The organism is Tumebacillus avium, assembly GCF_002162355.1.
Lineage (GTDB): Bacteria > Bacillota > Bacilli > Tumebacillales > Tumebacillaceae > Tumebacillus_A > Tumebacillus_A avium.
Map to the genome: position 1 here is coordinate 949,365 of NZ_CP021434.1, position 26,306 is coordinate 975,670.

A 26,306-nucleotide genomic window follows, 5' to 3' on the forward strand; every position below is an offset into this window, starting at 1 on the left:
CACCTTATTCGCCAAAGAGATCATCGAGATCGATCTCCTCCGACTCAAACAATTGCACTTGTGACAAGCGCAGGTCCGGGTCGGCCGCCATCTGGCTCAACACATGCTGCACTTGCTGCAAGAACTGCTGCACCGTCTCCGCCCGGAAGCGCAGCGGATGATATTGCGTACTGAACGTCAACACCCCATTGCGCTCGATCATCTCAATGTGCAGATCGAACTGCACGGTCGGATCGTCTGCCATGCCGGCAAACAAGTCTTGTTGGTCGGCCAGCAGTTTCTCCAGCGGATACACGCGCACTTGGATGCCAGCGTCCAGTTCCCAGACGCCGCTGTGTGCGTTCTGCCCGACAAAGACCACCGAGTACGGCATGACATTGCCGCCGCGCAAAGTTCGCAGCTCATTGAGGACATAATCGAACGGATAGTCCTGGTTCGCGTACGCGCCAAGCGCCGATTTTGTCACGCGTTCCAACGCCTGCGCCAGACTCGGATTGTCGGTCAGGTCGGTCCGCATCACCACCGGGTTGACCAACAGCCCCATCAGCCCGTCGAGATCGGGGTGCGTTCGGGCCGACAAAGGGGCGCAGAGCGTGATGTCCGTCTCGCCGGAGACCAGCGCCATCCAAATCTTCACACCGGTCATCACCGTCAAATACAGCGTGTTGCCCTGTGCGCGTGACAGCTCCTTCAAGCGTTCCGTTAACGCCGCATCGAGCTGCAGGTGCACGAAGGAAGCAGCTTCAGGTTCAGCCGGCGGTGTCGCGAAGTCGGCCGGCAATTGCGGCGCCGAGACGTCACCCGCCAACTGCTGAAGCCAGTACTCTTTTTGCGCATCGAGTTCACCGGAAGCCAGGCGTTTGTTCTGCCAGTCCGCGTAGTCGACATATTGCAGAGCCGGCGGCAATTGCGGCAGGTCTGCCCCTTGCGACAACGCCTGATAATAAGTGCGCAAGTCATTCATAAACACGCCGGCGGTCCACCCGTCATACGCGATCTGATAGACGCTGAAGATCATCATGTGCTGCTGTTCTGCGAGCGCAAACAAGTTCATGCGGAACAACGGCCCCGCGCTCAGATCATACGGCGTCTGCGTATCCGCCGCTGCAAACTCAGCCAGCGCCGCCCACTGCGCCTGCTCGCTGCGACCGGTCAGATCATGGAACTTGCAAGGAATCGCCATGTCTTCGTGCACGATCTGATACGGAACACCGTTGCGCTCCTCATACGTCGTGCGCATGACGCCATGCCGCGCGACCACAGCGGCAAACGCAGCGGCGAACGATTGGCGGCACAACGGCCCTTCGATCAGATAAGGCAACGAAAAACCATACGCGTGCTTGGTGTCAAACTGATACTGGAACCACAACCGCTGCTGTGCGTTCGACAACTCATACGCCTCTTGCTGCGGCAGACGCGGAATGCCCTGTTCGACACCTTTGTCCGCTTGGCTCTGCTCCTGTTCGACGCGCTTCGCCAGCCCGCCGATCGTCGGCTCCTCGAAGAACACGCGCAACGGCAACCGCGTTTCAAACTCGCGGTTGATGCGCGAGATGATGCGGGTCGCATGGAGCGAGTGCCCGCCGAGATGGAAGAAACTATCGCCCGCGCCGACTTTTTCAATACCCAAGATCTCCTGCCAGACCACGGCGATCTGCTGCTCAACCGCAGTCGACGGCTCGATAAAGTCGGTTTGCAGATCCGGCCGGTCATCACCCGGGTCGGGCAACTGCTTGCGGTCGATCTTGCCGCTGATCGTGGTCGGCATGTTTTCCAGCTCAAGGAAGCGCCACGGCACCATGTATTCAGGCAAACGCTCGCCAAGATACGCACGCAGCGCTTCTGCTGTCGTCCGCTCCCCGTCGCGCAGCACATAATAGGCGGCCAGACGATAGCCGTCCGGACGCTTAAACGCGACCACCGCACAGATCTGCAGCACGGAGTGTGTCGCCAAGACCGCTTCAATCTCCGCCAGTTCCACACGCTGTCCCCGCACCTTGACCTGATCATCGCGGCGTCCGAGGAACATGATGCAGCCGTCCTTGCGCAAATACCCGCGATCCCCCGTCTTATACATCCGCTCCCCTGGGAAAAACGGGTCGGGCACAAAAGCTTCCTTCGTGCGCTCCGGATTGTTCAGATAATCACGCGCCAAACCAATCCCAGCCAGATAGAGGTCTCCGGCCACACCGACCGGCACCGGCTGCAGATGCTCGTCCAGCACGTAGCAGCGGTTGTTATCGATCGGCCGTCCCACCGATACGATCTCCGCCTCGTACGCATCCTCCTCCGTGCAGGTATGGATCGTCGAGTCGATCGACACCTCGGTCGCGCCCCACGTGTTGTGCAAGTTGCAGCCAATACGCGCTTGGAAATTGCGCACCAAGTCGGAACGCAACGCTTCACCGCTCGAGCCGACATGGCGCAGGCACTGCAACCGTTCGCGATCCTCCGGCGTCACCGCGTCGACGAACAAAGCCAGCATGCTCGGCACAAACGTGATAAAAGCGACTTGGTAGTGAATCGCCGCATCGAGAATCGCCCGCGGGTCTTTGTGCAGACCCGGCTCCAGCAACGCGATGCGCGCCCCCACCATCAGCGGCCAATAAAACTCGCACGCCGCATCGTCAAACGTCAGCGTGGTCTTCTGCAGCACCGTTTCATGCGCTTCCAACTGGTAGGCGCGCTGCATCCAGATCATGCGGTTGACCCAGCCCTGATGCGTGCTCGACACACCTTTCGGCTTGCCGGTCGAGCCGGACGTATAGTAGATCGACACCAGATGGTCGGGCGTCACATCCACGAACGGGGCTGTCGTCGGCCACGCTGCGAGCTGCTCCGCATCGCGGTCCATCAGCACATACGAGACGATCCCTTCCGGCAGCCTCGCAAGCAGGCTGCTATGCGCGACACAGACAGGAGCTTGTGCATCCTCCAGCACTTGGCCCAACCGTGCTGTCGGCGCATCCGTATCGAGCGGCAAATAAGCGCCGCCCGCTTTCAAGATCCCGATCAACGCCACCACCATGTCGAGCGAACGATCCAAACAGAGCCCCACCGGCACATCCGGCCCGACACCAAGCGCACGCAGTTGATGCGCCAATTGGTTCGCCCGCGCTTCCAACTGCGCGTACGTCATCTCCTCTTCGCCATATACTGCCGCCACCCGCTCGGGCGTTCGCGCCGCCTGCTCTTCAAACAACTGGTGCAAACAAACGGGAGGCACCTCAATCGCCGTGTCGTTCCACTCGAACACCACCTGCTGGTGCTCCGCTTCGCTCAACAGCGGCAAAGTGGCAATCGACCGCTCCGGATTGGCGACCGCAGCAGACAGCAGATTTTCAAAATGTTGAGCCATCCGTACAATGGTTGATTCGTCAAACAGATCGGTATTGTACTCAAACTTCGCAACCAACCCGCGCTCCTCATGGGAGATCCAGAGCGTCAGGTCGGTCTTCGCCGTCTTGTTGTCGATCACATACTGAGACAGTTCCAGCCCTGGCATTTCCCGTCCCTTTGTAAAATCCCGCTCCGAGAGAAACATCACCTGAAACACCGGCGAGTAACTGGGGTCGCGATCCTGCAGCACTTCCTCCACCAATTTATCAAAAGGCAACTCGCCGTTCGCATAAGAAGGGCGGGCGCTGTGATCGACATGCGCCAACAAGTCCCGGAACGACATCTCTCCCGACAATTGCGTCCGCAGCGCCACCGTGTTCACAAAACAGCCGATCACGCCATGCGTGTCCTCATGGTTGCGCCCGGCCACCGGTGAGCCGACCACAATGTCTTGCTGACCGGTATAGCGGTACAGCAAAACGTTATACGCAGCAAGCAGCGCAGTGTTCATCGTCACGCCCGCTTCTTCACGCAAAGACTTCACACGCTCGACCAGCTCAGCAGGCAACACATGCGAATAGCGCACCCCGTCAAACGTCTGCACCGCCGGGCGCGGCCGGTCGGTCGGCAATTTCAAGAACGGCGGAGCACCTTCGAGATGCTGTTTCCAAAAATCCAGCTGTTCCTTGATGACATCGCCTTCCAGCAACTCATTGTGCCACACAGCATAGTCGGGATATTGAATCGGCAGTTCTGCCAGCTGCGGCTCCTGCCCGGTTGCAAATGCGGAATAGAGCGCACACAGCTCCTTGCAAAACACGTTCAAAGACCAGCCGTCAAAGATGATGTGATGAATAATCGAGGCCAGTACATGATCCTGGTCTGCCACCTTAAACAGAGTAAAAGAAAACAGCGGGCCTGCGCTAAGATCGAACGGCCGACGCGCGACCTCGGTCGCCAGCTTCTCAAGCTGTAACTCGCGCTCCGCTTCCGGCACAGCACTCAGGTCGACGATCGACAGCTCTGGCCGAAGTTCAGGAGCGATCACCTGCACAGGCACCCCTTCCACCGACTGATACGTGGCACGCAACATGTCGTGACGCTGTACGATCACCTCGAGGCTCTGCTGAAGCGCCGCAAGATCCAACTCCCCCCGAAAACGCATCGAACGAAACGTGTTATACATCGGATGGCCCGGTTGTAACTGGTCAATAAACCACATGCGGTGCTGGATCGAAGACAACGTGCTAGTATCGCGATCTTCCCTCTGTCGAATGCTCTGTTCCTTCTGCAACTGGCTCATTGGTTACCTCCCATGCTGTGCTCTTCAAGTTGTGTATTATTTGTATTCGTTTATCGCTGCGCGAATTATTTCACCGTAACGTCTATGCATTTATAATTTGACACCCGGTTCTTGTTTCCTGTTCAAGCAATCACAAAAAAGCCGCCCAATTCCTCACAGGGAATTCAAGCGGCTACGAACCTACAACCAATGCTAACACCTGACATATTTGCGTTTGAAACCAATCCTTCCCCGATCTAGATCCTTTTGAATTTGCTCAGCAGGGAGCAAGATCATGCTTTTCTTCTTGCCCCGCTTGACTTCAACCTGGCCGACTGCCTTTGCGGTTTCCACCGCCTGATCATGGAGCGGCACATAAGAAATCCCGACTGTGTAGATAAAATTACTCATTGAGGCCTTCGCTCGTTCCGGAGCATCGTGAATCATCCGTTCCGCCTGATGAAGTAAACCGGCCAACTTGCTTACGCTAAATTCAGCATCCGGGCGATTGCCCAACAGCCAGCAATAGCAGCTCCAGCCCGCCGACATTCTAAGCTCTTCACCGCTGGCAATCCATTTATCAGCAACATCTTGCGCAATATCAGTTTCAGCCAAAGTGACTGCCACTACAAAATCGGACAGCATATAAAAATAAGCCGCATCCATCCAACGCTCAAAATCCGCCTCCGTCATTGCCATCGGGTCGGCAATGACGCCGGCAAAATACATCGCATCATAGTTCCCGGTGGCGTAAAGCTGTTCGGCCAAAGGTTGATTTTTCTTGATTTTCTTAGCAAGCGGCTTCATCTCGCCAGTAGCCACGCCAAAAAGCGGCTCATGTGCACCATTGCCCAAATACATCTTTTTCAATCGTTCCTTGCCGAGCGCTTCCAGTTCCTGCATCACCGTTTCAAAATCCATCGTTCTGCACCCCCTTTCTTTATCATCATACCCAATTCTCCTAAGCCGTGTACTGTCTAGGAAGAGGCGCCTGCGCCGTCCACCGATTTTGCGGACAGTCCGGATCGCCACCTCTCTCCCTAGAGAATCGTAACTTTTGACAAATCAGCCCCGAGACCTTTGAGCGCAGCATAGGTCAACTTATCCATCATCGCTCCGTCAAAGCAGATCGTTTTGATGATGCGATAATATCTCCCGGTCAAGGTAAACGTCGCACGGAAAGATACATTTTTGAGAATCGCGCCCCGAAAACTAACATCATTCAGTGCCGCATTGTCAAAATTGACTCCGATAAAGGTCTGCCCGTCAAAACATTGGCCTCCCAGGTCGGATTTCTTGAAATCAACACCGTTAAAGATACACCTTTCAAAAGTTGTTTTGCGCAGATCGGTCATAGTCAGATTCACGTCGGTCAGTTTTGCATCGATGAATTTCGCCCCGGCAAGTGCGGACATGCTGAAGTTGGTGCGAACCAGGATGGATTTCGTAAAGCTCGCATTGGCAAGGTCATTGGTGGACAGAATGCAGTCGGTCAGGTTGGTGCCGTCGAAACAGGCATCCCGCACGTCACTGGCAGCAAACGTGCTGCCGGTCAGGTCTGCATTCGTGAAGTCGGAGCCTCGCAACGCGCTTGCTTTAAATTTCCCATTGTGCGCGATAACGCCCACAAAGTCGCTCTTCGGCAGGTTGCTCGCGCTTAAGTTGACCCCGACTTGCCGTTCCAGCGAGCGGGAGAGGTTTGCCACCTCTTGAATCGTTTGCTCAATGTCGCCGATGCTGTCCACGGTCATCGCAAAAGCGGTTGCCTCGTCCTTGCCCTCCGCTTGGAGTTCGCGGAACCGCTCCTGCAAATCGGAGTGCAGGTCGGTCTTTAACTCGTCGACGCTTTTCAACCCATCGTATGGTGCGAAAACGCCGTTCAGATAGTTCGTCAGTTTCTCACTCATCGGATCAAGTCCCCTTTATAGTAAGTTTTCAAGCACGCGCTTTGCGTACTCCCAGTTGCTGATGTTGCGGACGTACGTAGCCTTGCCCTTCTCGGTAATCCGAAAGTACTTGCGCCGTCCGCCCTGAGATTCGTCGCCCCAATACCACTCGATATCGCCGTCCGCTTCAAGCCGTCGGACACTGGAGTACATCGTGGCTTCTTTTAATTCATAGTCACCACCCGAGCGCTCGGCAATCAGCTTGACGATCTCATAGCCGTAACGGTCTGCTTCGGACAAAAGCCGTAATATCATCGTATCCGTATGTCCCCGCAGCAGGTCGGATGTGATTTTGTTATCGTTCATAGGATCACCTTCACCTCCATAATGCCATTGTACGTCACACTACCATGACAGTCAAGGTAGTGTTTTCAGTATGATACTTTGTTTGAAATTGAAGAGAGGTTGGATTCGTAAGAATCCAACCTCTTTTCCTTTCTTTAGGAACCAATGGGGCACCTCTTTTCAAGAAAGTGGTTCGAAGCAGTTTTCCTGCAAGAGCAAAATTACCACTCGATTCGTTCTCCATCTCGGAAGAATCCTCCGTTCGGCCCTTCCGGCCCAATCGTCACCAGCCAAAGGATCGACTCGGCCGCTTCCTTGGGCATTCTCGGAGCAGAGGGTCCTCCCATCTCTGTACGAACCCATCCCGGGTCGACCGCGTTGATTTTGATATCTCCCCTGACTTCTGCGGCGGCCAATTGCGTCAATCCGTTCAAAGCAAGTTTTGACACCTTATAGGCACCTGCGCCCCGCTCCGACATTTCGCGCATCGATCCCCATTCCGAAGAGATATTGATCACGCGCCCATAGCCGTGCTTTTCCATGAGCGGAACCACGGAACGCAGCACGTGATACGGGCCGAAGAAGTTCGTTGCCATCGTTCTCTCCACAAGTGCGGGCTCCATCGTCAAAAGTGTTTCCTGTTCATCCAAATAAACCCCGGCATTATTGATCAACACGTCAACTCTTCCAAACCGCTCCTCGACTGTCCTCACGGCTTGACGAATGCTCTCCGGATCGTTGACGTCCATCCCCACAACCTCAACTTCTAGACCGGACTCCTTCAGTTTTTGCGCAGCTTCCTGACCCTTCGCCACGTCCCGACTGGTCAAGATGACTTGAAAGCCCTCCACAGCCAATTGTTTGACCAGCTCATATCCAATTCCCCGATTCCCGCCGGTGACCAGCGCAACTCGTTTTTCCTGTGTCATGTGTATCCTCCGTTACTTGCCGCGTCATGGCAATGGTTATTGTAATCTTACAAGTTGGAGTCTACTCCAAGTCAACTATAACAAAGCCACGCATAGCTAACAAAAAAGCATCAACTCAGGAGAGTTAATGCTTAAAAACATGCAAAAGGGCCAGGAATATTTCACCTGGCCATACATGTTTGCCATATGGCATTCGCCCGACGGGCTAAATCATTTCTTGAACTTAGCTTAGCACGCTTCAGAAGTCCTCGTCAATTACTGCGAATGGTGGTCATACTTCAATGAAATCGCTTAAATCTGTGCAATCTCCACTGCGCCAGTCCCCACATGGATGCCCCCAGAACTAGACATTGAATCACAACATTCTGCAACTCCGTCACAGGTACGATGGTTTTATTAAAAAGGAACACATTAAACAGCTGAGTCAATGATCCTCCCGTCAAAACTTGACTGCTAGTATAGACGCCCACGGCCGCGAGCGACCAACTTGAATTCGCAAATAGGACCATGGCCAAGAAGCCAAACCCAACGAAAAAAAGGACTGTACACCATGTTGTACCGCCAGCGGCCAAAGAAGTTCTTCTTCCGATGCCTGATCCAGCACCGACAGGATTATGATCACTGTTACCAAGTACACCAGAAGGAAACAACCCAGACGGAGAATCCCTATCTCCCATTTTCCCAAAGGAAAACTGAACAACGTCTCACTCTAAGCGCGGTACTCAAAAACACTTCGTTCCCCCTGGGTTCACGCTTCCCAAGAAATATTACCGTACCGTCAAAACTCCAAGCCGGGATGCGTACTCATAGGCTTGGCGTATTTTAGTTCTGAGATTTTATTTCAGTCCAAATGATCTTGTCTGCCCCAGATTCAGATGACATGTAAGAAATTGACGTTCCTTTCAGTTGGGCCAGAGGTTCATCAACTGAAATAAAGGTTCTAATACAAATGTTGTGGTGAGGCGCGCGAGGCAATATCTAGGTCTGTGAGTCAGGAAATTTACCCTAACGAAAGTGGACACAAGTTGGGTGGACTGTATAGGATTGTATGATTCATAATTTGCGGTACGTTAATTGAACGAGAATAACATTTTGCAACACTTGTATGCATTTATCTATTTTGTTATTATTGTTATTAGATCTATTCAATGATATTCAGGAGGTGATAAGAAGATGGCAGTTAAACATACTCCAACGGGAATTGTACATAGTGGAGCAAAAGGTGGCACTACTGGCTGTGGGTTTAATACCAATGAGCACCCAAGCCACTGGGTTGAAAGTTACTCCCAGATTACCTGTGACAAAAACGGTTGCAAAAACTAGCCATTACTTAGCAAGATCCTGTTCACTCACTATGGGGACAGGATCTTGTCATTTGAGCCGTGAAAACGCTTGCCTGACTTTCAGTCTTAGAAAGGCTCTTCGCAAAATCAACTAGATCTTGACCGCGCAAAACTGGTGATGCCTCGATCGGTTTTGCCATCATATTCCCTCTCCAAATACTCCTTCCGTCCACTGCGTCCCCCTTCCAAACAAGTGGTAAAAACCAGAAAAAGTTTAACGCAACGGCTAGTCTTTGTATAGAATCAATTGTTCGTGTGTTTTGTCACCAATGTATGTGACAATCTTCTTCTTAAAATTGACTTTACAGGTACCAGTAGAACCGACAAGAGTCGCCTCTGCTGGTTTATTTTATTTTTAAGAACTCCCTGTAACCCCATCGTCACGAGGTGAAAATTCATGTTCCAAAAGTCCGAAGAAGAGGCTGACTAACAGATGAAGAAAGTGCCGGCATTTACACCGCGTATCGTCCAAGTTGCTTTTGAAAACTCAGCAGCGGAAGATCCCTATACGTTTTTCGAAGAAGGGCTGCTCTACCATCCACATCTGGTGATCACCCGATATGAAAAGCAGTTGCAAACAGATACCGTCACCTTCATGATTTGGCGTGTTGTCCAATGCCCCGCATCAGAGTACTTCACGCGTGAGAAGACGTTTTCTCAAGACATGCTGTTTAAGGATTCAGAGGATTTACTCTTGGATATGGTTCACCTCACCGTCGCTGATTTTCTGAACAAGTACCTCGTTCAAACGAAAATGACCTGAATTCGGATATACCCGAGCTCAGGTCATTGTCTCGATCGCGTGACAATCTTCTTCTCAATATTGACTTTACAGGCACCCGCAGAACTGACAGAAAGCACCCCTAGTATCAATACTAGGGGTGCAAGCTTCACAATGGCTACTTATTTTTCCAGCCAAGGACAGCCACCGAGAAGTACGATTTTCCAAGGAGCGCCTTCCTTCTCTTGAATCAGATGAACAGCATAGCGGTTCAATCCGTTTCGCATGTCGGTACTTTCCGGTGACAATGTGCCGCGCAGCTGAAAATTCATTTCTAAGTAAATCACTTTTCTCGCAAAGGCACCGTCTGTTTCTCCTTCAACAGGAGCGATCTCGGTGATGTCTGCTGCTCGTACGAATTCGCTGGCGATTACCTCTACTAGCACGTTGCGAGTTGGCTCATTTTTATACTTTGGATAGATATAGCCGCTCAACAGTTCGACCGCTTCATCGTACTTCTGCTCACCGCGTAACTTGAAAAATCGCCAAGCTACTTCTTCGGGGCCGCTGTCGGGCGGCGTTGTGAGGATTTGCAGGCCGTTTTTTGACAGATACAATTGGCCGTCCGTTCCCATTTTCATACCGGCAGGCGCTGATGTGGGCGGCGTGGTGGGGGAAGATGGATTGGAAGGTGGAGCAGGGACTGCTTCTGGTTGCTCTTGTTGTCCTTCAGCCGGAGAAAACTCGCCAGCTTCTCCACAACCAGTTATCAGAATGATGACGAGAGCAAGAACGAAGAAACGACCGGCAGCAGCACTGACCTTGCGAAAAAATAGAGTCATCATCAGAAGCCCCTTAAAAAGTAATGGAAATTTTAATTCTGAATGAAAATTTGGGTCGCAGCTTGACGACCTCCATATGAAGAGTACCATTTCTTGATGATATCACCATACCACATTCCGTTCAGGGCATCCTGATAGGTTCCGTTTTGCGACATCAAACTGCCGGGAGAGTTATTTGAAATAACTAAAACACCGATCCATTTATAACACGTAAAAATACCATTCGTCAACAAAGGTAAAACTGGATCGTATTGTTATTTGATGCGAAACTAAAGTGGGACGAAACTGTCCATTGTCAATCATCGTTCAAACGAAAGTGACCTGATTCGGATACACCCGAGCTCAGGTCATTGTTTGTTCGTGAATCTAAAACATATACAATCGAATAAAAGTAATCTATAATTATTAAAACGGTTACTTCCCATCATGCTAACAGCATTCATAGACAAACTACAGACGGAGGTAGGTCTGATGTCTACACTTGAAAATACAGCGGTCACCGATGCAGGAAAAATCCCATTGGGCAGACGCATTGGAGAACTCATCAATGAACAAGGCGATGCCAACTCCATCCGCAAATTCGCCGATCAAATCGGCCTCAATCGCGAAACCCTTCGCAAGATGGTCACCGAAGGCCGCCATATCGCCCCTTCCGAATTGAGACAGATCGCCGAAGGGCTGCAGATGCCGGTTGAGCGGATCAAACAGATTGATACGGAGAAGACAGAGCGCGAGTTGAAGTCACTGTTCCATGCGAAGAAAAGAACAAAAGTGATGCTCATGCGTACGCTTGAGTTGGCACGCTACTTGGTCAGCGTTGCAAAAGGTGTGACGGAGCGATGCCAGAGTATCAACTACCTCGGCCAGGCTCAGTACTTGCTGGAACAATACGACGAAGCTCACGAAAACTGGTTGCGCGCTCTCGATCTCGCGAAAGAAATTCTAATGGAATACGGAGAAACCAGTCTGCTGCACCATGTGACCAAGAACTTAATGGCTACATACACTCTCCGTCGAGAGTACAGCAACATTGAGGAACTGTTGCAAGTTGTGGAAAGTGTATTTTCAACCAACCCGAGCGCCATGGGCTTGGCTTGCTATACCCGGATGAAGATGCATGAGGTGCGAGGGAATCATGAGCGGGCAAAGAAGTATGCCTACGCAGCTCTCGAATACTACAAACAAACTTACGACAACGAGCAGATCGGTCGTGCAATTGTCAACGTTGCACATTTTGAGTTTGCCTCAAAGAATTATGAGGAGGCAGACAAATTGTTACGTGACTCTCTACCACTATTAGAGCCGTTCGACTACTCCTTTATTTTTGCTGTCAATGAACTTGTAAAAGTAATGATAAAACGCGGGAAACACTCTGCTGCCAAAGCGATGATTGAAGAGCATTTTGAGTTGGCAAAACAATATCACGATTTTTATGGTCGTCTCCAAATATCAAACACTGTAGCAACAAGGAATCCCCACTTTGCAGAAAAGACGCTGAACGACACAACAGTAAGTGCATCAGTTCGACAACTTGCTTGCAAGTGTTTGATCAGCTATTACAGCTCAATTGATGACGCAGAATCAGTGTTAAGATATTATAAGATGGAGCGCATCTACTCAAATAGAGACAGCGAATATTTTAACTGGGAGGCGTAGTGATTGAAAAAGCAATTGGCAACAGGATTATTAGTTGTGGCGGTAGGATTTGCTTTCTTGTTCACAGCGGTCGAGAAAAATCAAACAATCGTTGCGGATACAATCCCCCCAATCCCGTTTAGTGTCGTCAACGGTCTGTAATGAACATTTTCCCTCGCCATTTATGGCGAGGCTTTTTTTTCCAAAAGAATGTAACCATCTTCTTCTCAACATTGACCGTACAGAAACCAGCAGAACCGACAAGAATCGGCTCTGCTGGTTTATTTTATTTTCAGGAGATTCCTATCGTCCTATCGTTACGAGGTGAAAGTCCATGCCTTCGCCATTCGGGACTTGCACCTTATAGACAGAACACATGAATAACCCCATGACATCATCATGGGGTCTTACAGCGTGCTGCCCGACTTGCCCAAAAGCTTAAACATATTGCGTTTTGACATCTCGACACCAGGCTGGTCAAACGGATTCACCCCTAGCAGGTATCCACTCAGTGCGCACGCTTTTTCAAAAAAATAGAACAGGTGTCCAACATGTTGTGCATCCAGTCTCGGAATTCGGAGCACCAGATTGGGCACATCGCCTTCAGTATGAGCTTGTAAGGCACCAAAAAACGCTTGTTCATTCACAAAGTTAAGCGTTTTCCCGGCCAAATAATTGAGTTCATCCGGATCGCCAGCCAACTCCGGCAATTCCACGTTACAGTGTGCATCCTCCACCCAAAGTATCGTCTCAAACAAATGACGCGGACCTTGCTGAACGTATTGACCTATCGAATGCAGATCGGTCGTAAACTGCACAGAGGCGGGAAAAATCCCCTTCCCATCCTTTCCTTCACTTTCCCCAAACAACTGCTTCCACCATTCTGCAAACAGCGCCATGCCCGGTTCATACGATACCAAAATCTCGATTAGTTTGCCTTGGTTTAGCAATTTGTTGCGAGCGACCGCATACTGATAGCAAATGTTTTGAGTTAGATCGCAGGTACTGTATTGATCACGTGCATCCCTGGCGCCACGCAACATGCTTTGAATATCAATTCCTGCCACCGCCATCGGCAACAGCCCGACAGGCGTGAGTACAGAGTAGCGTCCGGCGACATCTTCCGGTATGTCAAATGTCCGATAATCACCCGCCTCGGAGATCCGGCGCAAATTTCCTTTAGACCGGTCTGTCGTTGCAATGATTCGGCGTGCTGTTTCCTTTGCACCATACTTGTTGTGCATCCAACCCAGTACGATACGAAAGGCGATCGCCGTCTCAGTTGTCGTCCCTGACTTGGAAATCACATTGACGATGACGTCCCTGTCTTCTAGAATCGACAAAAGGCCCTTTATATAGGAAGCGGACAGATTTTGACCCAAAAAATATATCTCTGGACCGTTTCTTTGCTCAGGTGGCAATTGGTTGCGAAACGGGTGAGTAAGCATCTCAATCCCCGCTCGTCCCCCCGCATAAGACCCTCCAATACCAATGACGAGCAGTACGTCTGCCTTTCCTCGGATGTATGCAGCCGCCCCAAGCAGTTCTTCTGCCAGTTCGCCGCTCTCTGCAGGAGGATCGATCCACCCGAGAAACCCATGTCCCGCACTGCCACCGTTTTGATGAAGATAATCGTGTGCTTGTTGAACCTGCTCCAGAATACTTTCATCGAATCGCAAATCGATTGCCGTTGCTTCAAGTCTAATTTTTGACACCGACCCCTCTTTTGAAACCTTATGCTGCTGGTTTTACAATACAACTACCTCTTCTATACCAAGACGATTCCGAAGTTCTTGATCAAATTCTTTCGAACGGAAGGTTTCGACTAACAACTCCATCGCTCTGCTGCGCTCTTGGGCTGGAAACACCTCGAACACACAACGGCCATGTCCTCCCAACACCGATTCGATCTGTCGAACTGCATGCGGCGTCCCGGTATAAAGGTACATCAACCGCGAAAAAATATCCGCTGTAAATTGACAGACGTGTCCATGCCGGGCACTGTGTTCATCGTGCTTCAGGTGCATCATTGAACAGAAGCAGGTGCCTTCCTGCGGAATGAAATGATAGTGACCGTTCTGCAGTTCCTTCACCTCAATTGGGTATTGGTACGCTGTTTCCCCCAACAGCCGTAAAAGATTGTCATACGTCCTTGGCATCTCATCCGACACACGCAGCACTGCAGGCCAGTAGCTCGCAACAAGGCAAGAGGACCAGAGATCGTAGATATCGGTTCGGGTGAACAGGTCAGATTCCACAGGGAAATTAAATTCATCGTACCAACCGTAATCGGTTGTCGAGTCTACGACACCGTCGTCCACACAGGTCTGAAACAAAGGCGCCCCCGGTGTTGGATAAAATGGGTTCGGAGTGCCGAAATGCATATCCGCTTTAATCAAGCTCACGATATCGTAGACCATTTCCTCGAGGGTTTCATCCGGAAAGCCGATAATGAGCGAAGTCCCCATCTTCAAACCATGGCTCTTAAACCAATCCAATGCGTTTTTGACACTCTTGATCGAAGTGAACGTCTTGCCCAAGAGCTTGAGACGGTTTGGATTCGTCGTCTCCAAACCGAAGAACAAGTCCTTGACCCCGGCTTTTGCCATTTTATCCACAATATTCTGATTCATCTTGATAATTGTCATTCCATTAGGCAAACGGAACTCAATATCCAGATTCCGCTCGATGATCAGATCACAGATACGCTCCGCACGGGACATATCGAATGAGAAGTTATCGTCCTCGAAGTGAAAGCTTCGGACGTTATGTTCCCTAATGTACCATTCAATTTCGTCCAGTACACATTCCGGATTTCGAGCACGGTGCTTTTTGCCAACCGTAGCGTGCACGGTACAAAATGAACAAGAGAACGGGCATCCTCGGGAAGTCAAAATTATCGTTCGACCATTATATTTGGAAAAATCGAGCAAATCAGCTGCCGGCCGCGGGAGGGAATCGAGGTCGGTCACCCACTGAGGTCTTAGGTCACAGTACAGCGGATATTCTCCACCGCGCGTCGAATAACCGGTAAGATGAGCGGCCGCTTCTTCCTCCGTCATGCGAAACGCCACACCTTGCATCCCCAGCGGTCTCTGACCGGCCTCCAGATGACGCAGCAGCTCTGCAAATGATCTCTCCCCTTCTCCCAGAACCACATAATCTACTGCCGGTTCTGCCAGCACATGATCGTAGGCAATCGTCGCATGAGACCCACCGACCACAACTTTCACGTTGGGATCGATCCGTTTCGCAAGCCGCGCCATCTCATAGCTCGTTTCATAAAACGGAGTGTGCATATTTGCAATCCCAATCACATCGGGATTGACCCGGCGAATCTCTGCTTCAATCCGCTCCCAAGTCGCTCCCCAGTGAATGACATGGCGCCAGGAAGGATGGCGATCCACTTTTTCGCGCTGAATCGGCGATAAGTCCTCATATGGGATGACATGATTGTCCTCGTAATAGGAAAGTGAATCAAAGAGGCTGACTTGGTGTCCCGCCTCACGCGCTGATGAGGCCAAATAGGCAAGACCAATCGGAATATGTCTTCCGATTTCATGATAAAATGCCCAATTCGGGGGTTTTATCAATAATATGTTGAGACCCATCTACCATTCCCCCTCATAAGATCGATGTCGGCAGTCTTCTGTCTGTCGTTTGCGCCGTCCCTGTGTTTGCTAATCGGTACAACTGCACATGTTTTTCCACGATGGACTCGATTTCGTATTCTTCTAATACTTCAAGAGCTTTGCGGCTCATCGCTTCTGCTTGTTCAGGGTGTTGTAAAATCCAATTCGCACCTTCCACCAGCCCGTCGAGGTCTCCATATTCGACAAGCCAACCGGATTTCCGGTGTTCAATAATGTTGGGAATACCGCCGACCGCAAATGCCAGCACCGGAACTTGCATCGAGACCGATTCCAATACGGTACCGCCCAATTCTTCGTGCAGGGACGGAACGACTACCATCTTGGCCATTTTCATAGCCACTGGAATTTTTTCATGCGAGATAAATCCCGTTATCGAGAAGGAATTCTCCAATCCCGCATCCTGTACGCGCTTTCGTAATTTCTTGCTGTGGTTGCCATCACCGCAAATTAGAAAATGAAACTCCCCTTCGCCTTGTTCCTGCAGACGCTTCGCCAAATCAACGAAGTGAAACCAGCCTTTTTCATGGGCCACTCGCCCTACGAACAAAATGATATTTTTGTCAAGCGGCACCTTGTATTGTTCATGAAACTCTTCGATCGCTTTGGAAGTGACAAAAGATTGCAAAGTTTTTGGGTCCACTGCGTCACTAATTACCGAAATCCGGGAAGGCGGGAGCACATTCTCCTGCAAATAAGCTGTCCGGACTCTTGGGGTCAAGGTGATCACATGCTGGGCTCGTCTCAGACATACTTTTTCCAATTTAATAATCAGCGGATGTAACCATCCGTCCAATCGGCTCATCGGATGGTAGGTGGCCAAGCGGCTGCAATGGATGGTGAACACCAAAGGTACTCGCAATAGTTTCGAAGCCACCACGCCAACAACCAGCGGGGTCAGGACACCACTGCAATGAGAGTGTAAAAGATCCCATTTCCGTTGACCGGTGGTGTACAATTTTATTATTTTCAGAATTGTACCAATTCCCCAGTATTGATTAAGACCCACCGTCCCGCGAATCTCAGACTTGATCGGCAACATCGGAAGCCCAGCTCCAAATACCTCCAGCCTGTCATGATACCTCCAGTGTTTTGGCACGTTTGGCAATCCCAAGGTCATCACCGTTTGCTCCACCGGATGCGACAACATCGATTCTGAAAGCTGGGAAATCTGAACTTGCATCCCGCCGATTGGGTCGAAACGAATCGGCCATCCTTCATCAGCCAATTGAGGATAGTAGTAATGAGGGGTTAGCCTCAAGACACGAAACGAAGATTCGTGTCTTGAGGATTTCACCACGCTTTTTTTGGATCCGAACATTTTATTCCATATTGTAGTTAACATTGGGACCTCTCCTCATTCGTCTAGTACAAGTTCGTTATCCGGGAACCGGTAACGGCAGTCGAACGCCCTCGCTTGTTTCACGCGCTGCAGGAGCGGTAACACCACATTGGCATGTTGCGGCTCATGTTCCTGACGCTTCAATCGCTGCAGTACCTCCGGATGTAGGCGCATCCGGTTCTCAATCATGTCGGCCACCGGAGTCCCCCACGGTGTTTCGCTTACATACTCTTTCACCCATTGATCCAAGCGATAGGCAATCGCGCACTTGCGCAGGATGTACGATTCTGGAGATTTCGTTCGCAAGTGATTGTGAAGGCGCTCCTGCAGCCACTGCTGATGCTGCGCTTGTTCCATAACCAGGTACGGCTGAGTCTTCTCTAAAAGCGTGAGCATTTCCGGGTATCGTCTGAGATTGCTGTCCTGCAGAAGCAGCGCTGCATAATCACGACGCGCCAGAAGATGCCGTGCCAATGCACGTTCCCAAGCTGTGAAGGAACCGTCGCGCATCAACAGATCTTGGAACACTTCCTCAGGATGACGCAGTACGAGAATCAAAGCATCCAATTCCTTTTTCCAAAAAGCATCATTTGCAACACGGTGGCGAAGCTTCTGCTCCATCTCGCGATACGAAGCATTCCACACCTCGCAGATCGGCATCATAAAGTCATGCTGCAAGCTTAACGCCGTGATCACAATCGTCATCCGGTTCGAGAGCAAGGGCAAGTAGAACTCATGCTGGTCGATTTGCTTTCGGTATTCCACCAACAACGGGAAAATCTCCTGGTACATCGGTTCGTTCGCCATGTCATGCTCCAGATGAGATAGGCGTGCATTATCGACCTTGGAAAATTCATAGGTGCTGTCCATAAGGGTTTGCACAATACGGAAAGCATCAAAGCATTCCGCTTGGTCAAACAATTGACCTTCTTGCGGGTAAACGAAGATCTTGATGCCGAAATCGCCGACAAACTCATATATCTCGGAAGTAAAACGGAATTTTGGATACCATTTATTGCATCCTTGCAGCAACTGCTGCATCGAGATCAGACGGGCGATATGGAACTTGTCGTGCCCTTTTTCCTCACCGCGCGGCGCTTCCGTAAAGTAGAACTGGCAACCTGTCACCGATAGGAGCGCAGCCGATTTATGAATGGTCAATCCCAACTCCATCTGCAGGAAATTATGACGGAGTTTGAAGATCGGATTCAACTGCTCACAGAAACTGTTCGTCGCCGCAAAGACCTGCATCGGGTAGCCTTCAACAAAGAATGGATACAACTTCGTCTTGAAGAAGATCGAGCCTTGATGAATCGTATTGTGCAACTGGTGAATGTTAATCGACTTGTCCGGGAAGTTGTTGATCCTGTTGAACCAGATGCCGTCATACCCATACCCCAAGAACATTCCCCTGTTTTCTTCAGCATAGAGATTCTCCATATGCCGATTCACGTATCGTTCATAACGTCGGTAGAACTCGGTCTTCATTTCCGCAGTAAACTCGAGCATCGCTTCATACCATCTCCGCAACGTGTCCATATACGCCAGGTAGAAATCACCTTTATTTGCGGCCAATGCCTTGGCGTACACTTTTGCGATGAGGTCGAACAAGTCGATAAAATCATCGAGCAGGTTCGCAAATACATTATGCAGTGATTTTCGGACAAAATCCGGTAAGTTGGATCGTTTCGTCTGGTTAAAGAGGAAACGCAGCCCCTGATGAATGCGATCGGCCTGCAACTTCGCTTCACGAGCCGTCTGCAAATCTCCGCTGGAAGAGAGCTTCTCGATCATATCATGATCGATCTCCGACAGCTTGAGCTCCATTAATATTTGATACAGGGGAGTCAACAACGTTCGCAATGCGTCATCTTGCTTCAAAAAGTTCGGCAAGAAATCTGCCCCACCATATTGACACAATGCCTTCAAAAAGCACGCTTCTTCCAGCGAACCTCCGCTCCCCAGTGCATAAATATACTGGCGGTATTTGTGGAGCAGAGTCGGGTCTGTGAACTGACTTTCCTTTAGCAAGTCATCCACTTCTTTGTAGACTTCTCCCCCCCGCAATGCAGTCCCCAAATAGAGGAAAACTGTATCCGGATCGAGTGATGTTTGGGAGCGATAGCCAAACGTTTCATAAAACGCCCACGGTCGATCGTTGACGAGTTTTCTCTGCTTATAATCGTGGCAGAAGGTGAAATACCCGCTCCTAATGTAACAAACTAGCGAAGAATAGCGTTTCAGCGAATGACTCTCTTCCAAATGCCGCACTCCATCGTGATCCAGCAGAATGCGTTCCCAAAGAAGCTCGCTAATTTCCTTGCGCAATTGCTCGGCATACGCAGTTTTCTGCTCCTCAAGTCGTGCAGCCAGTTCAAGTCCAAGCCGCTCCCCAAGGTTGTCCGCTTCCCGAAGGCCCTGTACATATCCTCTCAATACCCAGCCAAGAGCTGAGCCTGCGACCATGGTTGAGCCGTCCGATGAGACTTCGATTTCAGCCTCTTGTTGGAGGTGGAACAAAAGCGTGCGCAGCAGTTGTACACGAAATTTCGTTTCAATTTCCGAATAGCAGTGCGTACTGATGTACCGACAGATCGTACGCGGGAGAACGAAGTACGGCTCCTGTTTCACAAGATCCGCCAAACGCTCTACTTGTTCGCCAAGTAGTTGAACCAGATCCTGGTAAGCATGCTCGCCAAGTTCCGGCCTGTATGTCTCCAGTTGCTCTAGCAGCCCCGCCACTCCATTTCTGCCATACAGCACATCGCTCGCTTGCATGATGTTGCTGTACCTTGAAGTTTGGTTGGCTTGGATAGACACCTTCTCCTCCAAGACGACACTTGAACGACGGAACAAAGGAGGGTACGTTATCCGCCCTTCACACAGCACCAGTTTCTTTAACTGTGCTGCTTCCTGATGATGCAACAGCATTCCTTTTTGCAGGTCGGACACGAATTTTGGTTGCAGCGAGTTTGCTTTGACGATTCTGTCATACACCTCACGGCTCACCTGCAGGACAGGAACGCCTACGCGGGTGAACATTATGGCCGCATGATCGAGACCGGTTCCGCTTTTCACGACCACACAAGCCAATTCCTGCTTTTCCGCTTGCGTCAATTTGGTAAACTGCTCCCACGCTTCATCTAAGGAAGGGGACATGTGCAAATATCCATGCGATGCAGCGTAGCCTTCAATTAGTACATTGCCTTCAAAGACGGTCAGCGGCAACAGAAGTCCCTCGTCGACACCCACATAGGAGAGCGGCTTCGTCAGAGTAGTGTCCACCAACGGGCGAGCTTGGACGATTTTCAAAGCATCGCTTGTTCCCCGAACATCGACCGTTTTTTCACTCGTGTTAACTAAAATCACCTTGTCGTCGACAACCATGTACGTGCTAGAAGCGAACTCTTCCCCGGAAACCGCGTTGCCGACACCTAACACACAGGTCACTACCGGATAGTCGGCACCCCCTTGGCGCTCTTTGGAGAATCCTACAATCGATACGGGATATTCGCCATCAAACACCCATTCGGTGTCCATCGGCCGACCATAAGATTCCTCGACGACTTTGATTTTCTTGACCATGTATTTCAACACATCAACTGGAAGCAACGGAGCGTATATACGAGCTTTTTGATCCATGATTTGTTTGTCTACACGTTGGCCGATCATCTCTTGAATCAAAATGGACACGAACGCCTCATCAGGCCGTTTCGGTATCCACTCCCACCGTTCATAGATTCTAAAACTCTGCAAGTCCGAATCGCTCGTCCGGACCATGACGCTTTCTTCCTTTTTCTCGAGGAGCTCCACTTCATTCGAGTGCAAATCTAAGTTCCGATCGGTTTTGTAAAACCTTACGCCAGCCTGAACATAGAACTGTGCAAGGCCCTCCTCTACTGCGAGCGCAAACGTTTCATCCTGGAAGCGGTAGAACGCTGCCACTCCTTTCGCTGCGCGTGCGTCGAGTTTCTCATGTTCAATCATCAACTGCTTGTACGACTTGACTGCGAAGAAACTCGCTGCCACTTTTGCCATCGCATCCAACGTTTCCGCCGGATGTACAGCAACCAAGCTTTCATACCCGCCTGCATTGGAGTACTCGTCGGAGTCTTCGTTGCCGGAACTTCTAACCACTAACAGCCGTTCGCCAAACTGTTGTTGAATCGTATCAATCAGTTCAGACCGGTGCTGAAGTAACCATCTGTGAAACTCGGTTTGAACTGTTTTTTGCAGATAGTTTCGTACCTTGACATCAAAATGAAGCAACAGATTTCCTTCGACCACTTCATAGCGCAAGTCTGTTAAAAAGGTCTGGATTTTTTCCCAGACTGCGGGTTGAGCGGACAAATATTCTTGAAACAAAGTCGACGGTACAAAATAACTTTTCGGAACATGTGCGTTTAGCCCGGGAATCGTACTCATGAGGATTGTGTTATTGATCTTGTTGCCATAGATTCGTTCGTCAATTGCCACGAGTAGAACTCCTTTCCAAGTCAAAGATCTGATTTTGACAAAGGTCCACATGATGGATCAGCGTTTCGATCTGGTCTTGAAGGTCTTTTGCAGGCGGAACATCCTCTTCATCGAGACCCGTACAGTTGATAAACGCAAGCACTAGATTCATGCTCAACAGATACGGCAATGCCGCAAGTTCTGCGTCCTGCAGCGGAGCGATCTCTTCATATCCTCGGACGATCTTTTTGATTTTCTCTACGTTCAATTCGTTTGCGATTCGCGGTTGAGAATGCTCCGTATCCCACATAATACCAGATGAAATGGAACAAGCCCATGCGAGGTCTGTCAAGCGATATCCCCAGCGAGCATCATCCAGATCTACGATCAGGACGCGGCCATCCGGCAGCCGCACGCAATTGTTCACATGTGCGTCTCCATGCAGAAATTGTTGGGGCAGTTTTTCCCATTCGACTGTCGAGTCCGCTCTTTCCAAACGGTCCACGATTTTCTCGATCCACTTCTCCCCATCCAGCCCCAGACCGGCATACCCTTTTCTCAAAAAAGGCACAGAAAAGCGTTTGATCATATTGAGGCGTTCTGCATGGTAGACATTTCGGCTTTCCGGAAACGACCAATTCCCGCGGTTCACGTCGAACCGTTTTGCCGCTTCCCCAAACTGTGCGATCACCTTGCCCAGGTCATACAAGTCGGTCCAGTCATTTGGCGACAGATGGGTGCCGTTATGCCAGTCCTGCACCTCAAAGTCCCGTCCGGCCGCATTGTTGAAGCTGTACGACTCGTCTTGTGTAAGATGAAGTTTGGTAACCGGCCCGCCTTGTGTAAATACATGGTGGTGAAGGGCCCGATGGAACGGTGCCTCTGCATGACTTTGATAATACGGTCGTTCTTTCAAGAAGATCAACCGTTCATCGTCCGTTTCTAGAACCCAGCGGTAGGAAGACCCCCAACGCCCCAACGCCTGCACGAACCGCTTCGGGGTGAGGTCATAAAACGTAGCAATCTGCTCACAAATCAGCTTCTGATCGACCTCTTCCTGATTCTTCATCTTCCACCATTCTGCACGATCTCTTCCATAAAATATAGTGCCCGATGGAACATCGCGATTGAGTTTAAGCACCCATTCGATCCACTCAGCGACTTCCTCAGGAGTTTGAGGAGCATCAGGTCCCCCCATCTCCGTTTTCATCCAGCCAGGGTCGATTCCATACACACGGATTGCGGTGTCCTGCAATTCAGCACCTAAATTGACGGTTAGCGCGTTAACCGCAACTTTCGTCATTCTATAGACGGTGAAAAGCCCGTCCATCGTGTTGCAGTCTGTAAGATCGCTTGTCAGATTGAGGATGCGGCCAGCTTGCGAACGCCGTAACAACGGCAACAAATACTGGGTGATTCGAACCAAACCGATCTGGTTCGTTTGCACCATGACCTGCAGTATATCTTCGGTGATCTCTTCAAACTTGCCGTCGTCCGAATGACTAAAGACCCCGGCATTATTCACCAAAATATCTAAACGTCCGTATTGCTCTTCGATTATCTTGGCAACCTCTGCTGCATCCTCACGCTTTGTGAGATCAAGACGAAGAACGGTGGCCTTGGCGCCTTGTTCCTCGATATGTTTTTTTAGTTGAGCTGCCAATTCGGGGTTACGGCAGGCCAACAGGATGACTGCCGCTTCTTTTGCAAGACGAAGAGAAAGCATTCTGCCCAATCCGCGATTGGCCCCTGTGATCAAAACAATTTTACCTTGAAGCATGGAGCGGCCCCCTCATACATATTGACAGGCCCATTGTTCGGCCTTGATCAGAAATTGTTCTTGCCGCTTTCCGAATTCTTCTGGAGTGCTATGTGCCCGCGCAGAAATAATCTCCTTGAGTTCTTCTCCCAACTCGTACGTTTGCAACATCGTTTCTTCCGATAAATAATCGGTCTTCATTACAACTGAATATCCGGAGAAGTCGTTCCAGTCGCGCAAGATCCAATTCTTCTCTACCCCTTCAAAATAAAGCGGCGTTCCCAGATAGGGAGTGATGAACGAAAGGTTGTACTCGTCTTCCTTAAGTTCCATGTCGAGAATCAGCTTCAACGTCTTGAAAATTGACATTGGGGTCTCGACGGGAAGACCGATCAAGAACAGATAGGCTACATGCAAGTCGAGCTCTCTGGTCCACGCCTGGAACTCCATCAACTTTTCCAGATTAAGTCCTCGTTTGGCCTGCTTAGCCATCACTTCCTCATCACCGGATTCAACTCCGACTTCCAGCCCCACGCACCCCGACTTCTTCATCAGTTCCAGCAGCTCGAAGCTCAGACGGTCTATCCGGGTTTCGCACCACCAATCGATCACGAGATCTTCGGCGATCAAAGCTTCGCAGAATTCACGAATGCGATTCTGATCATATGTGAACAGCGGATCCCGGAAAATGACGCCTGTAATCCCCAACCGTTTGATTTGCCACATCTCTTGGATCATTCGCGCAACGGAGTGCATGCGGACTTTTTTGCCCTCGGCCAACGGATACGGGCAATAGTACCCGCACGGATGCGGGCATCCGTAACTGGAATGGAACGTGGCAATGTTTCGGATCGGGGTCTTTCGGAACAGCGGGAAGCAATAATGTTTCGCATCGATCAGGTCACGAGCCGGAATCGGCAATGTGTCGACTTCTTGAATCCGCTCCGTTTCCGTCATCGTCAATTCATCCGCTTCATTAAGATAGGCCACATTTCGCAAACGCTCCCCCTGCACAATCTGGAAGAAATCCAGAATTGAATCCGGGAAGATCACCGCATCTGCTCCGGATTTACGCAACGCATCCTCGACGACATCAGGATAGGTGATGTTCGAACGAATGAATACTTTCATCGCAGGCCGCACTTCTTTGCCGATCGATGCAAGACGGCAATCGCTCTCCAAGGTCGGGAGCGAAATCACTTGCAGGAACGCGTCGCCGGAACTATTTTCTACCCATTCCCGAAACGAAGCTTCCTCATACGGAATCACCTGATAATCGCGCACTTCCACATCATGCCCCGACTCCCGTATCAGACTCGCAAAAGCGAGCAGTTCAATCGGAGGAAACTGGATCAATTCCCCGCTGTCTTGTTCCACCTTGAACAAGTCCCCATACCCTCCCGAATAGGAGCGCATGACATGATAGCCTTGTGGGGAAGGCGGATTGCATAAAAGAAACTTCATATTCTCTCCCACCTTTCCTTATTTTACAAATTGGAGTTTCATGCCTTTTCGATATTCCATCGTACCGCCGATCTCGTATTCCAAACGCTCAGCGAGAGTCTTTTGACTCAGGTTCGGCTTGTCCCCGGTATAGAAGGAATTCGGGAAACGTTCTTTCAATGCATAAAACGCCTCAGTGACTCGTTCGATCGCAAAATCGATATCCGCTTTGGTGTGGCTGTAGCTGATCAATTGGTAGTCATAACGAGAGAGTACGACACCTCGCTTAAGCGATTCCAGAATCCAAGCATCGTACAACTCAGTGTCATCGAAAATGATATGGAAGATCGTGGGATACTTCATCATTTCAAACACAACACCAGCTTCGTTGAACAGGTCATGCAACTGATCATAGAAATACTGACCGACTTCCCACATCTGCTTGAGTGCATCTTGCTTTTCAAACACTTCAATCGTTTTCAGCGCGGCAACCATCGGGCCGATTTCCGCATCAAACGTACTCCAGAAGTGATTTTTGCGCGCTCCATCCACCATGATCTCCTTAGGGCCGCAGACCGCGGAGATCGCGTAACCGTTGGCAAGGCCTTTAGAAAAAGTCGCCATGTCAGGGATGACACCGGAGAACTTTTGGAAGCCGCCAAGTTCGTAGCGGAACCCACTGGCCACTTCATCAAAGATCAACAAGATGCCGTGTTTCTTTGTGATTTCACGCAGTTCATGGAAGTATTCCATCGGGAAGAAACTCGGTTCCGGCGTGATAAAAACGCAGGCTACATTGTCTTTGTGCTTTTCGATCAATTCTTCCAATTTGTCCAAGCTGTATTCAAAATTTAGGTGATGCTCATCCGGAATTCGAAAATCCGGGAACATGCTGAGCTGCCAATCATGCCAGCCATGGTATCCGCAAGTCAGAACGATTTCGCGGTTCGTATGGGTTTTTGCCAAGCGCATCGCCACCGTTGTTGCACAAGAGCCGGTCTTGTGGAAGCTTACATGTTCAGCACACGGTACATGCTCAACCAACTTGCGGGCCAATTCCACTCGCGGCTTCGAGAACTTAGTGATAAACACGTTCCCGTTTTCAGACAAGTACTCGGCTACAGCCTTATCTACCTCATCGTAGCAATAGCCCAAGATGATCGCACCGGTTGCGCCTGTGAAATCAAGATACTTGTTTCCCTCCATGTCCCATACGTAGGCCCCTTTTCCCTTTTCAAAAAGAACCGGATACAGGGAGTCAAGGTCCTTACGCATCGTCCCGGTATATTGAGCTCCGTATTCCAAAAACTTTTCAGATTTACTCGTCATGCTCGA

Annotated in this window: 16 protein-coding genes; 3 read left to right on the forward strand and 13 right to left on the reverse strand. The window is 50.3% G+C overall.

The window, feature by feature from the left end; genetic code table 11:
• Positions 1–4: 4 nt before the first annotated feature.
• The 5 genes from CBW65_RS04295 to CBW65_RS04315 form a co-directional block, all read right to left on the reverse strand.
• Positions 5–4,642: a non-ribosomal peptide synthetase gene (locus CBW65_RS04295; protein ID WP_087455761.1), complete on the reverse strand. Its 4,638-nt coding sequence runs from the start codon at positions 4,640–4,642 to the stop codon at positions 5–7.
• 192 nt (positions 4,643–4,834) lie between these two features.
• Positions 4,835–5,542, reverse strand: a complete 708-nt coding sequence (locus tag CBW65_RS04300) for a DNA alkylation repair protein (protein WP_087455762.1) — start codon at positions 5,540–5,542, stop codon at positions 4,835–4,837.
• 119 nt (positions 5,543–5,661) lie between these two features.
• Positions 5,662–6,528 carry a pentapeptide repeat-containing protein gene (locus CBW65_RS04305; RefSeq protein WP_087455763.1) on the reverse strand — a complete coding sequence of 289 codons (867 nt, stop codon included), beginning with the start codon at positions 6,526–6,528 and terminating at the stop codon, positions 5,662–5,664.
• Positions 6,529–6,543: 15 nt separating this feature from the next.
• The gene (locus tag CBW65_RS04310) at positions 6,544–6,873 is read right to left on the reverse strand and encodes a PadR family transcriptional regulator (RefSeq protein ID WP_087455764.1); all 330 of its coding nucleotides are present in this window, start codon (positions 6,871–6,873) and stop codon (positions 6,544–6,546) included.
• 200 nt (positions 6,874–7,073) lie between these two features.
• Positions 7,074–7,781 (reverse strand): SDR family oxidoreductase, encoded by a 708-nt coding sequence (locus CBW65_RS04315; protein WP_087455765.1) that lies wholly within the window; start codon positions 7,779–7,781, stop codon positions 7,074–7,076.
• A 1,776-nt stretch (positions 7,782–9,557) separates the two neighbouring features.
• Between CBW65_RS04315 and CBW65_RS04325 the strand changes: the two genes are divergently transcribed.
• Positions 9,558–9,887 (forward strand): hypothetical protein, encoded by a 330-nt coding sequence (locus CBW65_RS04325; RefSeq protein WP_087455767.1) that lies wholly within the window; start codon positions 9,558–9,560, stop codon positions 9,885–9,887.
• Positions 9,888–10,027: 140 nt separating this feature from the next.
• On the opposite strand, the gene CBW65_RS04330 is transcribed toward CBW65_RS04325, so the two are convergent.
• On the reverse strand, positions 10,028–10,690 hold the full coding sequence (locus CBW65_RS04330) for a hypothetical protein (RefSeq protein WP_157721764.1): 663 nt from the start codon (positions 10,688–10,690) through the stop codon (positions 10,028–10,030).
• Between the two features lie 468 nt (positions 10,691–11,158).
• Here CBW65_RS04330 and CBW65_RS04335 point away from each other — a divergent pair, with 468 nt between their 5' ends.
• Positions 11,159–12,343: a helix-turn-helix transcriptional regulator gene (locus CBW65_RS04335; protein ID WP_087455769.1), complete on the forward strand. Its 1,185-nt coding sequence runs from the start codon at positions 11,159–11,161 to the stop codon at positions 12,341–12,343.
• Between the two features lie 3 nt (positions 12,344–12,346).
• Positions 12,347–12,484 (forward strand): hypothetical protein, encoded by a 138-nt coding sequence (locus tag CBW65_RS24075; protein WP_157721765.1) that lies wholly within the window; start codon positions 12,347–12,349, stop codon positions 12,482–12,484.
• 245 nt (positions 12,485–12,729) lie between these two features.
• On the opposite strand, the gene CBW65_RS04340 is transcribed toward CBW65_RS24075, so the two are convergent.
• From CBW65_RS04340 to CBW65_RS04370, 7 genes are read right to left on the reverse strand one after another with little or no spacing between them, the layout of a single operon-like run.
• Positions 12,730–14,037: a glucose-6-phosphate isomerase gene (locus CBW65_RS04340; protein WP_087455770.1), complete on the reverse strand. Its 1,308-nt coding sequence runs from the start codon at positions 14,035–14,037 to the stop codon at positions 12,730–12,732.
• A gap of 33 nt (positions 14,038–14,070) precedes the next feature.
• Positions 14,071–15,933, reverse strand: a complete 1,863-nt coding sequence (locus tag CBW65_RS04345; protein WP_087455771.1) for a B12-binding domain-containing radical SAM protein — start codon at positions 15,931–15,933, stop codon at positions 14,071–14,073.
• Between the two features lie 13 nt (positions 15,934–15,946).
• Complete coding sequence (locus CBW65_RS04350) at positions 15,947–17,317, reverse strand: glycosyltransferase family 4 protein (RefSeq protein WP_087455772.1); 1,371 nt, start codon at positions 17,315–17,317, stop codon at positions 15,947–15,949.
• A gap of 12 nt (positions 17,318–17,329) precedes the next feature.
• Positions 17,330–21,790, reverse strand: a complete 4,461-nt coding sequence (locus CBW65_RS04355) for a PEP/pyruvate-binding domain-containing protein (RefSeq protein ID WP_157721766.1) — start codon at positions 21,788–21,790, stop codon at positions 17,330–17,332.
• The gene (locus CBW65_RS04360; RefSeq protein WP_087455774.1) at positions 21,780–23,549 is read right to left on the reverse strand and encodes an SDR family NAD(P)-dependent oxidoreductase; all 1,770 of its coding nucleotides are present in this window, start codon (positions 23,547–23,549) and stop codon (positions 21,780–21,782) included. The genes CBW65_RS04355 and CBW65_RS04360 overlap by 11 nt, the downstream gene beginning before the upstream one ends.
• A 12-nt stretch (positions 23,550–23,561) precedes the next feature.
• Positions 23,562–24,992 (reverse strand): B12-binding domain-containing radical SAM protein, encoded by a 1,431-nt coding sequence (locus CBW65_RS04365; RefSeq protein WP_087455775.1) that lies wholly within the window; start codon positions 24,990–24,992, stop codon positions 23,562–23,564.
• A gap of 18 nt (positions 24,993–25,010) precedes the next feature.
• Entirely contained in the window at positions 25,011–26,300 is a 1,290-nt protein-coding gene (locus tag CBW65_RS04370; RefSeq protein WP_087455776.1) for an aminotransferase class III-fold pyridoxal phosphate-dependent enzyme, read from the reverse strand.
• Positions 26,301–26,306: the final 6 nt, after the last annotated feature.

What these genes read in the sequence shown, in the direction of transcription:
- CBW65_RS04345 (WP_087455771.1), bottom strand. Translation starts at nt 15,933, where the DNA reads ATGGGTCTCAACATATTATTGATAAAACCCCCGAATTGGGCATTTTAT.
- CBW65_RS04350 (WP_087455772.1), bottom strand. Translation starts at nt 17,317, where the DNA reads ATGTTAACTACAATATGGAATAAAATGTTCGGATCCAAAAAAAGCGTG.
- CBW65_RS04325 (WP_087455767.1), top strand. Translation starts at nt 9,558, where the DNA reads ATGAAGAAAGTGCCGGCATTTACACCGCGTATCGTCCAAGTTGCTTTT.
- CBW65_RS04300 (WP_087455762.1), bottom strand. Translation starts at nt 5,542, where the DNA reads ATGGATTTTGAAACGGTGATGCAGGAACTGGAAGCGCTCGGCAAGGAA.
- CBW65_RS04370 (WP_087455776.1), bottom strand. Translation starts at nt 26,300, where the DNA reads ATGACGAGTAAATCTGAAAAGTTTTTGGAATACGGAGCTCAATATACC.
- CBW65_RS04365 (WP_087455775.1), bottom strand. Translation starts at nt 24,992, where the DNA reads ATGAAGTTTCTTTTATGCAATCCGCCTTCCCCACAAGGCTATCATGTC.
- CBW65_RS04310 (WP_087455764.1), bottom strand. Translation starts at nt 6,873, where the DNA reads ATGAACGATAACAAAATCACATCCGACCTGCTGCGGGGACATACGGAT.
- CBW65_RS04330 (WP_157721764.1), bottom strand. Translation starts at nt 10,690, where the DNA reads ATGATGACTCTATTTTTTCGCAAGGTCAGTGCTGCTGCCGGTCGTTTC.
- CBW65_RS04305 (WP_087455763.1), bottom strand. Translation starts at nt 6,528, where the DNA reads ATGAGTGAGAAACTGACGAACTATCTGAACGGCGTTTTCGCACCATAC.
- CBW65_RS04335 (WP_087455769.1), top strand. Translation starts at nt 11,159, where the DNA reads ATGTCTACACTTGAAAATACAGCGGTCACCGATGCAGGAAAAATCCCA.
- CBW65_RS04295 (WP_087455761.1), bottom strand. Translation starts at nt 4,642, where the DNA reads ATGAGCCAGTTGCAGAAGGAACAGAGCATTCGACAGAGGGAAGATCGC.
- CBW65_RS04360 (WP_087455774.1), bottom strand. Translation starts at nt 23,549, where the DNA reads ATGCTTCAAGGTAAAATTGTTTTGATCACAGGGGCCAATCGCGGATTG.
- CBW65_RS04315 (WP_087455765.1), bottom strand. Translation starts at nt 7,781, where the DNA reads ATGACACAGGAAAAACGAGTTGCGCTGGTCACCGGCGGGAATCGGGGA.